The organism is Corynebacterium gottingense (assembly GCF_007559235.1).
GTDB lineage: Bacteria > Actinomycetota > Actinomycetes > Mycobacteriales > Mycobacteriaceae > Corynebacterium > Corynebacterium gottingense.
Genome location: NZ_VMHH01000003.1, coordinates 163,827 through 177,668, shown reverse-complemented (window position 1 = coordinate 177,668; position 13,842 = coordinate 163,827). Strand labels below are relative to the sequence as shown.

13 protein-coding genes, 1 tRNA gene and 2 pseudogenes are annotated in these 13,842 nt (G+C 63.7%); 8 read left to right on the top strand and 8 right to left on the bottom strand.

The window, feature by feature from the left end:
• Positions 1–36: 36 nt before the first annotated feature.
• From FPH17_RS05495 to FPH17_RS05480, 4 genes are all read left to right on the top strand, one after another.
• A complete protein-coding gene (locus tag FPH17_RS05495; protein ID WP_154879016.1) occupies positions 37–528 on the top strand; it encodes a tRNA adenosine deaminase-associated protein in 492 nt (163 codons plus the stop codon).
• Complete coding sequence (locus FPH17_RS05490; protein ID WP_238397043.1) at positions 518–985, top strand: nucleoside deaminase; 468 nt, start codon at positions 518–520, stop codon at positions 983–985. Before FPH17_RS05495 ends, FPH17_RS05490 begins: the two co-directional genes overlap by 11 nt.
• Positions 986–1,029: 44 nt before the next feature.
• On the top strand, positions 1,030–1,242 hold the full coding sequence (locus FPH17_RS05485) for a CsbD family protein (protein WP_095275245.1): 213 nt from the start codon (positions 1,030–1,032) through the stop codon (positions 1,240–1,242).
• A 50-nt stretch (positions 1,243–1,292) separates the two neighbouring features.
• Positions 1,293–1,380, top strand: a tRNA-Ser gene (locus FPH17_RS05480).
• Positions 1,381–1,507: 127 nt separating this feature from the next.
• On the opposite strand, the gene FPH17_RS05475 is transcribed toward FPH17_RS05480, so the two are convergent.
• The gene (locus FPH17_RS05475; protein WP_109561210.1) at positions 1,508–1,801 is read right to left on the bottom strand and encodes a hypothetical protein; all 294 of its coding nucleotides are present in this window, start codon (positions 1,799–1,801) and stop codon (positions 1,508–1,510) included.
• Positions 1,802–2,178: 377 nt separating this feature from the next.
• Between FPH17_RS05475 and FPH17_RS05470 the strand changes: the two genes are divergently transcribed.
• Positions 2,179–4,626, top strand: a complete 2,448-nt coding sequence (locus FPH17_RS05470) for an MMPL family transporter (RefSeq protein ID WP_154879014.1) — start codon at positions 2,179–2,181, stop codon at positions 4,624–4,626.
• Complete coding sequence (gene tgt, locus FPH17_RS05465) at positions 4,623–5,885, top strand: tRNA guanosine(34) transglycosylase Tgt (RefSeq protein WP_154879012.1); 1,263 nt, start codon at positions 4,623–4,625, stop codon at positions 5,883–5,885. Before FPH17_RS05470 ends, tgt begins: the two co-directional genes overlap by 4 nt.
• 220 nt (positions 5,886–6,105) lie before the next feature.
• Here the strand turns inward: tgt and FPH17_RS05460 are convergent, their stop codons facing one another.
• Positions 6,106–6,450, bottom strand: a complete 345-nt coding sequence (locus FPH17_RS05460; protein WP_095546871.1) for a hypothetical protein — start codon at positions 6,448–6,450, stop codon at positions 6,106–6,108.
• 577 nt (positions 6,451–7,027) lie between these two features.
• Between FPH17_RS05460 and FPH17_RS12215 the strand changes: the two genes are divergently transcribed.
• On the top strand, positions 7,028–7,279 hold the full coding sequence (locus tag FPH17_RS12215; protein WP_369801183.1) for a type II toxin-antitoxin system RelB family anti-toxin: 252 nt from the start codon (positions 7,028–7,030) through the stop codon (positions 7,277–7,279).
• Positions 7,280–7,295: 16 nt separating this feature from the next.
• Here the strand turns inward: FPH17_RS12215 and FPH17_RS05450 are convergent.
• Positions 7,296–7,487 (bottom strand): annotated as a pseudogene (locus FPH17_RS05450) (hypothetical protein); the annotation flags it as partial.
• A 141-nt stretch (positions 7,488–7,628) separates the two neighbouring features.
• Between FPH17_RS05450 and FPH17_RS05445 the strand changes: the two are divergent.
• Positions 7,629–7,916 (top strand): helix-turn-helix domain-containing protein, encoded by a 288-nt coding sequence (locus FPH17_RS05445; RefSeq protein ID WP_154879008.1) that lies wholly within the window; start codon positions 7,629–7,631, stop codon positions 7,914–7,916.
• Positions 7,917–8,186: 270 nt separating this feature from the next.
• Here the strand turns inward: FPH17_RS05445 and FPH17_RS05440 are convergent.
• The 5 genes and pseudogenes from FPH17_RS05440 to FPH17_RS05420 form a co-directional block, all read right to left on the bottom strand.
• Positions 8,187–10,556, bottom strand: a pseudogene (locus FPH17_RS05440) (ABC transporter permease); the annotation flags it as partial.
• Positions 10,557–11,288, bottom strand: a complete 732-nt coding sequence (locus FPH17_RS05435; RefSeq protein ID WP_154879004.1) for an ABC transporter ATP-binding protein — start codon at positions 11,286–11,288, stop codon at positions 10,557–10,559. It abuts the pseudogene before it with no gap.
• 15 nt (positions 11,289–11,303) lie between these two features.
• A complete protein-coding gene (locus FPH17_RS05430) occupies positions 11,304–12,692 on the bottom strand; it encodes a TetR/AcrR family transcriptional regulator (RefSeq protein ID WP_154879002.1) in 1,389 nt (462 codons plus the stop codon).
• 164 nt (positions 12,693–12,856) lie between these two features.
• Positions 12,857–13,021 (bottom strand): antitoxin, encoded by a 165-nt coding sequence (locus FPH17_RS05425; protein ID WP_095275241.1) that lies wholly within the window; start codon positions 13,019–13,021, stop codon positions 12,857–12,859.
• Between the two features lie 120 nt (positions 13,022–13,141).
• A complete protein-coding gene (locus FPH17_RS05420; RefSeq protein ID WP_095538127.1) occupies positions 13,142–13,837 on the bottom strand; it encodes a queuosine precursor transporter in 696 nt (231 codons plus the stop codon).
• Between the last annotated feature and the right edge of the window lie 5 nt (positions 13,838–13,842).

The window sequence follows — 13,842 nt, the reverse complement described above, 5'->3', positions numbered from 1 at the left end:
GACAACGGCCCGCCGTGCCGACTACTGTGGGCGAACATGAGCGAGGATTACACGGGCGGCTGGGCCGTGACGGTGGCGCAGCACAACGGGGTGTGGAATGTCCGTGGGTACGCGGATGATTTTGGGGACATGGGGGCGTCGATAAGCGCGGTGTGCGCGCTGCGCAACGAGGGGCCGGCGTTTGCGATGCTCAACGTTGAGGACGATTACCTGGTGGTCGTGCGGCCCGGGCCGGTGCGCGCGCGGGTGCTGCTGTCGGACGCGACGATGGCCGTGGATGACGAGTTTGCGGAGTCCGTGCTCGCCGAGGCGGGGATCGACGCGCCCGACATCGACCCCGATGAGCTGGACATGGTCGACGCATGGGGCGACGGCGACTTTGACATCTTTGCGGACCTCGGGGTTTCCAGCGAGCAGATCAGTGTGCTTATCGACGAAGACGCGGACCCCGAAGACCTCGCCTTCATGCTCGCCGACGAGCTCGGCTTCGGCGACGAGCTCGCGGACGCGCTCGGGGATGCGGACTAGCGCACCGCAGCGCCGCGCCGAGGCCCGCATGCGCGAGGCGCTGGACCTGGCGCGCACGACCCCGGCCGGCGACGTGCCGGTTGGCGCGCTCGTCTTTGACGCGGCGGGGCGCGTCGTGGGCAGGGGAGTCAACCGCAGGGAGGCGGACGGCGACCCGACCGCGCACGCCGAGGTGGAGGCGATCCGCGCCGCCGCCCGTGAGCTGGGCACGTGGCGCCTGGACGGCTGCGAGTTGGTGGTCACGCTGGAGCCGTGCACGATGTGCGCCGGCGCCATCCTCGGCGCACGCGTCGCCTCCCTGGTCTTCGGCGCGTGGGAACCCAAGACCGGGGCGGTGGGCTCGCTTTTCGACGCCCTCCGCGACCCCCACCACCTGCACACCGTCGAGGTGCGCGCGGGGGTGCTGGCGGAGGAAAACGCGGCGCTGCTGGGGACATTCTTCCGGGACCTTCGGTAAGCTGGGCTGCGTTAGCAACAGACTCGACCGAGAAGGAGACCGTCATGGGTTTTGAGGACAAGGCAGACCAGCTCAAGGGCAAGGCCAAGGAGGCAGCCGGCGAGGTTACGGACAACGAAAGCCTGGAGAACGAGGGCAAGGCCGACCAGCTCAAGGGCGGCGTGCGCGAGAAGCTCGAGGATGCTGGCGACGCAGTGAAGGACAAGTTCAACGAGGTCGCTGGCAAGGTCCAGGACCGCGTCGACGGCGAGAAGTAAGCCGCGGGCGGATTTGGTTCCCGGCGCACCCTACCGTTATTCTGTTTCACGGTAGCGTGTCCGAGCGGCCGAAGGTGCTCGCCTCGAAAGCGAGTGAGGGTCAAACCTCCGCGGGTTCAAATCCCGCCGCTACCGCCAAAGAAACGTGGCGCATCCCCGGATGTTGGGGGTGCGCCACTTTTTGCGTTCGTACCTGTTTGAGCCTCTAGACTTCAATCTAGAGAGGCTAACTATATTGGCCTTACAGCGGTTCCATATCTATAGACTATGCGAAGTTTCCATAGCCAGAAATTGTGCTCACCCATAAGAACGCTGATACGACGAAAAACGCGGCGAATGTGAAGGCAAAAGCACGCCATGATCGGTCGCTAAGCCGATCCTTTTTCAACATGTAGACAGACATGGCTAATACGCCCAACACCACCAATGAAGGTAGAGGTAGCCCATAGAAAACGAAAGGTATTGGAAGCCATGTGGACAGGAGCACTCCGCCATAAAGGGTTGCGAAGCCCAAGACAATTCCAAAAAGCACTTCCGGAATGATCGTTCTTTCTTTCACAACAAATTCCTTACCAATCAGTTTATCTTGATCAGACCACCGTTTTTAGCCTGCGCATGACATTCATTGGTGGCGCCTGAAGCGTCCTGGGTTTAGTTCCTACCTCTGCTAAGGAAGGATTGGCACTATACCCAGAGAGTATTCTGCCGAGCTCAAAGAGATGGCGGTCCATTGCCACTACCTGTACAAACAAAAGAGCCTGTTTGACGAGATCCCCGTGACGAGATCCTTGCGGTTTTCCCGCATCTTCGTCAACCAGTCCTCGTCAACTGAGTTGTGACCCCTTTGGCCCAGCGGGCCCGACCACTATGATTGGCCGAGTACTTGAAACGTACGCAAGACCTCTCTTTCCCAACACCCGAAGGGCCGTGTGATCTGTGGCGAAGCTCCTCTTCCGGCTAGGACGATGGTCCTACCTGCGCAAATGGCGGGTGATCGTGGCGTGGCTGCTCATCCTCGGCGCGACCGCGGCGGGCGCACTCTCGCTGATGCGGCCGTTTACCTCTGAGTTTTCCATCTCCGGCACACCCGCCATCTCCGCGCTGGACACGTTGGAGGAGAACTTCCCCGGGGAGGGCAACGTGGCCACCGCGCCGGGCGTCAACCTGGTGTTCGCCGCGCCCGACGGCCAGTCGCTGGACAGCCCGGAATACATGCGGGCGATGGACGACACGGTCGGCTACATCGAGGACAACCTCGAGGGGCTGAGCGGCACTGACCGCTTTGGCAACCCGGTCGAGGTCAACCGCGAGCTGCAGGACATGATCGTCACCCAGATGACGGACATGGGCCTGCCGGAAGAGACGGCGAAGGCGGACGCGCACAACCTGCGCACGGTCTCGGACGACGGCCGGATCGGCTACACCACCTTCGAGTTCGGGGCCGAGTCCTCCATGACGGTGGAGCAGGTAGACCGCGACGTGGTGAACCAGGCGATGCAGATCGGCCGCGACGCCGGCCTGGAGGTGGAGGCCGGCGGCGCCGGCTTCGGCGATCCGATCGAGATCAACACCACCTCCGAGCTCATCGGCCTCGGCGTCGCCTTCCTGGTCCTGCTCATCACGTTCGGCTCCCTCGCAGCTTCCACGATCCCGCTCATCACTGCGGTGGTGGGCGTGGGCATCGGCGCGCTCGCCATCGTGCTGACCACGCACTGGGTGGACCTGAACAACGTCACCCCGGTGCTCGCCGTGATGATCGGCCTGGCGGTGGGGATTGACTACGCCCTGTTCATCCTGTCCCGCTACCGCCAGGAGCGCAGGACGCTGCCCGGCCCCGATGCGGCCGGCATGGCGGTGGGCACCGCCGGGTCCTCCGTCGTGTTCGCGGGCACGACCGTGTTCGTCGCCCTGGTCGCGCTGGTGTTGGCGGGTATCGAGTTCCTCTCCTGGATGGGTCTCGCCGCCGCGCTGACGGTGCTGGTCTCCGTGCTCGTGGCGCTCACGCTCCTGCCCGCGCTGCTCGGCCTGTGGGGCGACCGTGCGTTCGCGGGCCGCATCCCGGGCGTTGCCGGCCAGCCCGGCCCAGGGAAGCGCCCCGCGAAAGATTTGGACCAAAAGTCCATGGGCCGCACCTGGGTCAACTTCGTGCGGAAGTTCCCGGCCGTGGTCATGGCGTGCGTGGTCCTGGGCCTGGGCGCGCTGGCTGCACCGGTGCTGGACTTGGAAATGGCGCTGCCGTCGGATAGCACCTCGAACCTCGACACCACCCAGCGCAAGTCGGCGGAGCTCATGGCGGAAGGCTTCGGACCTGGCGTGAACGCGCCGTTCCTCGTCGTGGTGGACGCGCATGCGGCGAACTCGGACTCGGAGATCTTGCGGCCGTACATGGACGCGATCCCGGACGAGCAGGGCGGCGACGCTGAGAAGGCGGCGCTTGCTTCCTTCCTCTACGCCGTCGGCGAGGCCGGCACGGTCAGCGGCATCCAGCACGCGCAGCTCATCGGTGTCAACGACGACATGACCGCGGCGCAGATGGTGGCCTACCCGCAGGGCGGTCCGGAGGAGGAGTACACGCTCGAGGTCGCGCACGGCCTGCGCGAGACCCTGCACCAGGTCGAGGACGCCACCGGCGTGACCATTGGCCTGACGGGGCTCACGGCGGTGCAGATGGACATCACCGAGGAGCTCAGCGGCGCGATGCCGCTCTACCTGGCGATCGTGGTTGGGCTGGCGATCCTGCTGCTCATGATCGTCTTCCGCTCGATCCTCGTGCCCGTGGTCGCGGGCCTGGGCTTCCTGCTCTCGGTCGGCGCGGCCTTCGGCGTCACGGTCCTGTTCTGGCAGGAGGGCTTCCTGGGCCTGGTCAACACGCCGACCCCGATTCTGTCCTTCCTGCCCATCTTCCTCATCGGCGTCACCTTCGGCCTGGCCATGGACTACCAGGTCTTCCTGGTCACGCGCATCCGCGAGCACTACCTCAAGCTGCGCCGCGAGGGCGACCCCGACGCGGAAATCCACGCCGTCCAGCACTCCACCGTCGACGGCTTCGCGCAGGGCGCGCGCGTGGTCACGGCCGCCGCGATCATCATGATTGCCGTCTTCGTGGCCTTCATCAACCAGCCGCTCCCATTCATCCAGATCTTCGGCTTTGCGCTCGGCGTCGCAGTGCTTTTCGACGCTTTCTTCGTCCGGATGGCACTCGTCCCGGCCACCATGTTCATCCTCGGTCGTTCGACCTGGTGGATGCCCCGCTGGCTCGACCGGATCTTGCCGCACGTGGACGTGGAGGGCACCGGCCTGGAGCGCGAGTTTCACCCCAATACCCACCCCGACACCCACACCGACACCAACCTTGACACTGCAGAACTGGAGCCCTCCCGATGAACCCCGCACACACCGATCTTTCCTACACCGTCGGCACTGAGCTCGAGCCCGCGCCGGGCCGCCACGGCCGCACGGGCACGATCCACACTCCGCACGGCGACATTCAGACGCCCGCGTTCATCCCCGTGGCCACGAAGGCGACGGTGAAGACGCTGACCCCGGAGCAGATCCACCAGACCGGCGCCCAGGCCATCCTGTCCAACGCCTACCACCTATACCTGCAGCCGGGCCCGGACATCGTCGACGAGGCGGGCGGCGTGGCCGCGTTTGAGCACTGGGACGGGCCGACCTACACGGACTCCGGCGGCTTCCAGGTGATGAGCCTGGGCGTCGGCTTCAAGAAGGTGCTGGCGATGGACATCGCGGACCTGGACGAGAGCGACATCCGCGCAGCCAACAAGGACCGCATGGCGCGTGTCGACGACGACGGCGTCGACTTTAAGTCCGTCATCGACGGCTCCTCGCACCGCTTCACCCCTGAGGTGAGCATGCAGATCCAGCACCAGCTGGGCGCGGACATCATGTTCGCCTTCGACGAGCTGACCACCCTGGTGGACACCCGCGACTACCAGGAGCACTCCGTGGAGCGCACCCGCCGCTGGGCGAAGCGCTGCTTGGACGAGCACGACCGCCTCACTTTGGCGCGCGACGGCAAGCCCCTGCAGTCCCTGTGGGGCGTGGTGCAGGGCGCGCAGTACGAGGACCTGCGCCGCTCCGCGGTGCGCGGCCTGCTAGACCTGGACCGTGAGGCCCGAGAGGAGGGTAAGCGCGGGTTCGGCGGATTCGGCATCGGCGGTGCGCTGGAAAAGGAGAACCTGGGCACTATCGTCGGCTGGGTCACCGACGAGTTACCCGCCGACAAGCCCCGCCACCTGCTTGGCATCTCCGAGCCGGACGACATCTTCACCGCCGTGGAGGCGGGCGCGGACACCTTCGACTGCGTCGCGCCGACCCGCCTGGGGCGCCGCGGCGGCGTGTACACCCTGGACGGGCGCATGAACCTCACCGCGGCCCGGTTCAAGCGCGACTTCGCCGGTGTGGACGAGGAGTTCGGCGGCTACGTCTCTCAGAACTACTCCCGTGCGTACATCCACCACCTGCTCAAGGCGAAGGAGTTCCTCGCTGGCACGCTGTGCACCATGCACAACCTGGAGTTCATGATCCGGCTGGTGGACAACATCCGCGCCGCCATCGACGCCGGTGAGTACGAGGCGTACCGCGACGAGTTCATGGGGCGCTACTACGCCAAGCAGCGATAGACCAAGACAATTTCGCGGGGGGGGCGATGTGGGAGAGCACACGGCAGTGGAAAATTGAGATCTACGACGGTGGAAATTTTTCCAGGTTTTCGACCGCATAGGGGATGCAGAACGCGCAGTCGTACAGGCCGCGATCGAGCATGTTTTGAGGCGAAAAGGTATTGATATTTGTGCGGGAGAGTGGGGGAAACGTTGGACATGGACTATACGAGCCTAATGTTCACAGCTTTTTCATCCCCCATTCCCGTCCCCCACGATCAGCATCAGGAGAGGGGGGAGCGTAGCAATGGGAAATCTTTGAAGCGTGAAAGTAGTCCGTGAACGGCTTTTGCTCAAGATGCACACATTCCTCAGAGTCCCATTCGAACGATGCCAATTCATGCCAGACCTCAAATTGTAGCCGCATACAATGCAGATCCTTAAGGCCAAAAAAGCTGCATAGCTCTGAAATCGTAAACTCCGCAACGACTTCATCTTTGTACAGCTTAATCCGAACAACATGATGGTCAACGTCTACCGGTTCGCCACCCTCTAGGTTCCAGAGTGGGGTTTTTAACAATTTCATTAGAGCCTCCTTAATTTGACTCCCCTGTAAAGTCTCCCTGGCACCGTTCCAAGTTAAAGGAATGGGGATGGTGGTGCCACGTTATATCCAGCGCAACCTCTTGTGGCCAACACACTTCACTCACGTTCCCTTTCAATTAGGGTACGCCCCAGAGTTACATGTGATGTGCTGGCATTAATGAAACACGGCGAGTAGGAAGTCTAATTCAACCCCAACTTCTGCGGCCCGAGAATTTGGCTATCTCTCTGTTCGCACTATTTATTCTTCATTTTCCACGACTTACAATGCGTTTTGCAGACCATCGATAAGCTGGTAGGAGCGCAGTCCGTGAATGGCTAAAGTTACTAATAGGAGAACAAAGCTCCAACTATTCTGGGAAAATGAAAATATTAGTACGCCACAGATTTCGAGCTGCACGGAACCATTGGCGGGTGGAAAGGCGACGTTGACGATATGTGTTAAAAACACATAGACCTGTGGATTTTCATAGCTGCAGGGGAGGTGCGGGTAATGCCCACAACGAAGTACGAAGAATTCATGAAGCCGTACAAAGAGCAAGCTTCGGTTGAAGCGAGGCGTGTGCACGAGGCGGCCGGAGATCGCAGCGCGTGACGCGATCGGCGCGACGCTAGCTGCCGCGCGTCAAAACAGGCGTCTTTCCCAGCAAGCGGTGGCCGACGGTGCCGGGATTCCGCAAGCCGAGTTCAGCCGGAACGAAAACGGGCTAGGGAACCCCACGGTTGATACTCTGCTTAAGATTCTCACCACGCTGGACTTGCAAATGACCCTGGAGTCGTCCTCCGTCTCTGTCTATAACCAGGGGAAATAAACTTTTCGCTGAAAAGTTAGTCGGCGATCGCGTCCAGCGGCGGGGTGGAGGCGGCGCGCCGGGCTGGCCAAAGCGCAGCCAGCGCGCCAACGATCACGGAGCCGCCCAAGACGGTGGCGATGAGACGGCCGGGGATGATGATCGTCGATAAGCCTTGGCTCTCCAGCACGGTCAGGAACGCCCAGTCGAGCCCCAGCCCGAGCAGGATGTTGCGCGCGTGCATTTAGTAACACCGTGGTGAGTATCGGGTAACGCGATGGCGAGTATCGAGTAACACTGCAGTTTTCGGCGAAACTTTTTGGTGACCGCGTGACTTCAGGGCACGCGGCATTGCCAAAGGAGTCCGATTGTGACTGACTACAGGGCGGTGATGGACCTTGCGCTCAAAGGCTGGTCCGTTCGCCAGATCACAGCGACGATGGGATGCTCGCATTCCACCGTGCAAAAAGTTCGTAAAGTGCTGCAAGCAGAGCAGATCACGACCACGGCCCAGATTGCTGGGATTAATGATGAAGCCGTAGCTGTGCTGTTTCATGACGGAAGATCCACAGGTCAGGGTGTGTTCGTCCCGATCGATTTCGATTCCGTGGCGAAAGCACGGACCGGAAGAGACAAGACCACGCCGCAGATCCTGTGAGGGAAGTACACCTCAACGCCAGCGCTGCCGGGGCAGGGGCAGCGATACTACAGCCACGAGCGGTTTCGCCAGCTTGTAGCACAGCACGTAGATGTCACCGGGGTAACCGCCCGGATCGTGCACGCACCAGCTCACACTATGCAGGTGGACTGGGCAGGAACGAAGATGCGCTTGTTCGACCCCACTGGGGACGTCCACGGGTGTTACTGGATACTCACCCGGGCGTTACTCGATTCTCACCATGGCGTTACTAAATCGGTGGTCTGAACACAGGACGCCGAGGGCGGCACCGAAGACGGACATTTGCACCGACTCGAGCGTGATCATGGTGCGGATCTGGCGCCGCTGGGTGCCTACCGCGCGGAGCATGCCGATCTCCTGGCGGCGCTCGATGACCGAGAGCGTGAGCGTGTTGATGATGCCGAGGACGGCGATGATTACCGCCAGGGAGAGCAGCGCGTAGAGGATGAACAGCATCTGATCGATCAGCGTGGCGGCCTCGCCCGCGACGTCCTCGGCGGAGCGGACCTGCACTACGATGTCGTGGCGCACTGCGTCCTCCAGGTTCGAGCGCAGTTGCGTCTGGTCCACGGTGCCGTCGCCGCTTACGCCCACCATGAGGATGGTTTCCGCCTTCCACGTGGCCACCTGGGCGGCCGCCTCGCCGGAGACGACGAAGGTTTGCAGAATGTTGGAGTCCTCGAACAGGCCGCCCACGGTGACTTCGACGGTGTCGGTGGACACCCCGGGTGCTGCGAGCTCGAGGGGGTCGCCGACGTGCCAGCCGCGCTGCGCGGCGATTTCGGTAGGCGCGATGAGCGTGTTGCCGGACAGGTCGGCGGACCCTTCCACCATGTTGAGCTGCAGCAGGTCGGCGGTGTTGCCGTCGATCACGTCGGTGGCACCTGCGGGGCCGAGCTGATGGCCGTATTCGCCGTCGACGGTGACTGGGGCCTGGCTGTAGCTGGTCACGGTGCCGACTCCGGGGGTGTTGCAGATGCGTTCCGGCAGGTCACTGGGGACGGGGAAGGAGCCGAGCTCCGGGCCGTAGAGGACGTAGTCTGCGCTGACCTCGCTCTTGGCTACGTCGTCGACGGAGTGCTTCATCGTCGCGCCGAGCATGCCAATCACCGTGACCAGGGCGATGCCCAGCATGAGCGCGAAGGCGGTGGTGGCGGTGCGTCGCGGGTTGCGGTGCGTGTTCGTGGACGCAAGCTTGCCGACGGCACCGAAGGGGAGCCCAATGGCCCGGCCAAATGGCGGCACGACAGGCAGGCTGAGCGCCGGGCCGGCGAGGAACAGGCCGGTGATCGCGGCGAGCGCGGCTGCGCCTACCAGCGCGGCACGCCGCCCCGTCGAGCCGTCGTCCCACGCCATGCCCGCGGCGGCCGCGCTCACGCCGACGACGATGAGCAGCATGCCGCCGATGGTGCGCCACTTCAGCGGCTGCGGCGTGGCGGACTCGCTCGCGCGCATCGCCTCGACCGGGCGGACCTGTCCGGCGCGTCGTGCCGGCGCGAGCGCGGAGAGGACCGTCACGATGGTGCCCACGACGAGCGGGACGGCGACGGCCTGCCAGGTAAGCCCCACACCGGAATCGGGCAGCTCCATGCCGTAGGCGCGCATGGCGACCTTGATCGCAGCGACGAGTCCTACCCCGCCTGCGACGCCGAGTGCGGAGCCAATCACGCCTACCAGCGCGGACTCCAGTGCGACCGAGCGGGTGATTTGGCCCTTGGTTGCGCCGAGCGCGCGCAGGAGCGCGAACTCCTTGGTGCGCTGCGCCACGATCATCGAGAACGTGTTGGCGATGAGGAACGTGCCCACCAGCAGTCCGACCAGCGCGAACGCGATGAGGAAGTAGCTGACAAAGCTTAAGGCTTCGCGGATTTTCGCGCTCGTGTCGTCCGCCACCGATTGGCCCGTGGCGATTTCCAGCTCGGGGTGCGCCGCATGCAGCTTCTCGACGATCGCGTCATCCCCAACACCGTCCGCAGCGGCAACCGTGAGCGCGGGCACCGTGTCGCCGCGCGTGTAGAACTCGGTGTACGTCTCCGGGCTCACGCGGAAGAGGAGGGAGGATTGCTGCGCGAGCTCGTTGTCGTAGAAGCCGGTGACGGTGAGCTCGTTGCGCCCGTCACGGTCGACGGCAATGAGGCGCTCGCCGAGTTCGATGCCGTAGTTTTCGGCACCGTTGGCGTTGAGCACGACCTCGCCGATCGTCTCAGGGGCGCGGCCTTCGGTGAGCTCGGTGGGTGCACCGACCGCGTCTTCTGGCCCGTAATAGAGCCCCAGGCGGGACGCACCCATCCGCATCTGGATAGCCGTTTCATCCTCATGTGCTGCAACGATGGACTTTTCGGCGAAAATATTGGTGCGCGCTACGTCCGGGTGCGCTGCAATCTCGTCGGCCTCCTCCCGCGAGATGGAGCCCTGGCCCTCGCCGGGGCGCACCACCGCGTCCGTGCCGTCAAGGACCGTGCCCACCGCTAAGTCGAAGGTGGAGGAGAGCATGGAGGTAAACATCAACGCGCCGGAGAGAAACGCGGTGCCCAGCACAACGGAAAGTACCGTGAGCGCGAGACGTAGCTTGTGGGCCGCCACGTTGCGCAGCGACACCGTTGCCATCGGGGAGGCCATCTATCCCTCCATGGCGGACATGACCCGCAGGATCGTGTCCATGTCTGGGCGCGCCAGCGAGTCGACGATGTTGCCGTCGCGCAGGAAAATCACGCGGTCGGCGTAGGAGGCGGCCCGGGCGTCGTGGGTGACAATCACCACGGTTTGGCCGTCGCGGTCTACGGAGGTGCGCAGGATGTCCAGGACCTCGGCGGAGGAGTTGGAGTCCAGGTTGCCGGTGGGCTCGTCGCCGAAGATGATGTCGGGCCGGGAGACGAGCGCGCGGGCACAGGCGACGCGCTGCTGCTGGCCGCCGGAAAGTTCGGCGGGACGATGCGTGAGGCGTTTGGTCAGCCCGAGGCGCTGGGTGATCTCGTCGAACCACGCGCGGTCGATGGTGCGGCCCGCGATGTTGGTAGGCAGCGTGATGTTCTCCGCCGCGGTGAGGGTGGGCACGAGGTTGAAGGATTGGAAGATGAACCCGAGGCGGTCGCGTCGTAAAGCGGTGAGTGCCTTGTCGCCCAGGGCGGAGAGGTCGGTCTTGCCGATGTAGGCGGAGCCGGAGGTGGCGGTGTCCAGGCCGGCCATGACGTGCATGAGGGTGGACTTGCCGGAGCCGGAGGGGCCCATGATGGCGGTGAACTCGTCGCGACGGAACTCCACGTTGACGCCGTCGAGGGCGGTCACCTGCGCCTCCCCCTGGCCGTAGGTTTTGACCAGGTCGACGGCGCGCGCTGCTGGCGATGTGGCCACGGTATTACGCCGGTGCTACTGCGGGCGCAGCTCGAGGACGTTGATCATGCCGCGGAGCAGGATGTCCATTACTCGGGAGGTAATGCGGTAGCAGAAGTCCTGGTTGTCGTAGGTGAGGACGCCGATGGTGGCGAGCTGGGAGACGCCGTGGATGGACGCCCACAGCGCCATCATCTGGGTGTAGAGCACCCAGGTGGAGCGCGGTCCGTCGGACTGCGAGATCGCGTCGCGCACGATGTTCATCAGGAAGGTGAACGCCTTGCCCATGTCGAAGGGCTGGGCGGTGCCGCCCTCGTCGTCGAAGGAGACGGGGACGATGGAGCGGCTGGCAATCTCGATGAGGGCGACGAATCCGACCGGGTCGGTCAGCGCGTACTGCAGGTAGCCGAAGCCGGTGGCCTTGATGTAGGTCAGGCCCGGCGAGCCTTCGGAGACGAAGCTGCTCTGGCGCAGGATCGTCTGGGTGTTGGCCTCGTCGAGGTGGACCTCAAGTTCGCGAAGGAGGGCCGCGTCGCCGTCGAAAAGCTGGCGCGCGGTACTCACTGGGAGGTCGGCTTGCTCGGCGGCGGCCTCCAGGGTCATCCCGTCGACGCTGCGGGCGATGACGACCTCGGCGGCGCCGCGGAACAGGGCCTCGCGCGCCTCGTCTCTGGTGTCACGTGGCATGTCCTTGGCCTTGGTGGTAAACGGCTCGAGGAGCTCGCCCTTGATGTGCTCCGGCTCGAAGGCCAGGATGTGGCCCTCCTTGATCGTGTCAACGAGGCCGGACAGCAGAGTCTGCAGCGCCGCCTGGAAGGTCTGCCGCTTCGCAGTGGGGGAGAGGTGGCGCATGATGCCAAACGTGGCCAGGTGGGCGAGGCCGTGTATCTCCGAGAGGACCGCCATGGTCTCGCGGAGGATGAGGGCTTTGTCCACCGGCATGCCCATCTCCTCGGTGAGCTCCACCAGCAGCTGGATAATGCGCGTCGTCGCCGGCGGGAAGGCGCCCAGGTCCGGGGCGTTGTCGACCTGCGCCTCAAAGCTGGGGAACTGGTGCGCCACCTTCGAGCGGCTGTACGCGGCGAAGTAGGTGGGGTTGTCCAGAGCCTGGTTGAAGTAACCGGTGGCGTTGGCGCGCAGCTTCTGCGTCACCGACGCGTCAGCGGGCAGCTTTGTCAGCTCTTGGTCGACGAAGCCACGGAGGCGCTCGTCAAGGAACGCGCTGACCTCGCTATACAGATCCTCGTCGGAGCTGAAGAGTGTCTTCGCTTCATCGACAGTGATGCCTGCCAGGTCAGCGGCTGCCGGGACGGTCAGCGCGTCGCGGCCCCCGCGGCCGAGGAGGCGGGTGGCTTGGTCCAACAGGTGCAGCTCGACGGAACCTGTGAGGCCTGTGGTCGAGGCGGGGCGTTGTTCTGCATTCACCCTCACCAGTGTACCTCGTCTTCGACACCTGTCCCACCAAACCGCCGCTTCTTATTCAGCGTTTATGCACAACTTATGCGTAGCTTGGGTAACTAAAGTTTTTGCATAGAAAAAACGGGCCGCACCCGGGAGGGGGTACGGCCCGTCAATACGGGAACCGAGGGTTACTCGGAGCCGAGCTTGCCGTCGATGGCATCGCGAGCCTGGTCGACCTTGTCGGCCTTATCCTCGCCGAGCTTGCCCTTGGCAGCGTCCGCAGCCTTGTCCAGGCCCTTGTCGGTAGCTTCCTCGGAGTTCAGTGCATCCTTTGCCTTGTCAAAAACGCCCATTGTGCTAGATCCTTTCGTTCGGGTATTTGCTAATCCGTGGCCCCTCTCGGAACCAGTGGCACCCAACGTAGCGACCAATTGCGGACGCGTCGACCAATCTGGCGGATTTTAAGAGAATTGTTACTTCGCCGTGAGGTCTGCGTGGCCAGCATTGCGCTTCTCGACGCCACGCACCCACGCAATCGTCGGGTAGGTAATGGGCAACAGTACGACCTCCAGCAGCGTCTTCCACAGGAAGCCGACCAGGACGTAGTTGATGAAGTCGCCCGCCGTGCTGATGCCGATCACGCTCGCCGCGATCGCGCAGAACAGGAGCGTGTCCACAAACTCGCCCACGACGGTGGAGCCGATCAGGCGCGCCCACAGGTTGCCCGTGCCAAAGCGGTCCTTCATCTTCTGCAGGACCCAAGCGTTGGAGAGCTGGCCCACCACGTAGCCGGCCAGCGACGCCGCCACGATCTGCGGCACCAGACCCAGCACGGAGGCAAACGTGTCCTGGGCGTCGTAGAAGTCCGCGGCGGGGAGCCAGATGGCGATGTAGAAGGAGACGACCGCGAGGATGGCAATGCCAAAGCCGGTGAACACGGCGCGGCGGGCCGCCTTGAAGCCGTAGACCTCGGCGAGGACGTCGCCGATGACGTAGGAGAGTGGGAAGAGGAAGAACGCGCCGTCGGTAAGCAACGGCCCCAGCGCCACGCCCTTCTGCGCGGTGATGTTGGAGATGAGGAACACTGCGCAGAAGACGGCGAGCAGGATCGGGTACGGGGAGCGGGAAACTGGGGTATTTGGGGTTGTCACGAATGAGTATTCAACCATAAGTA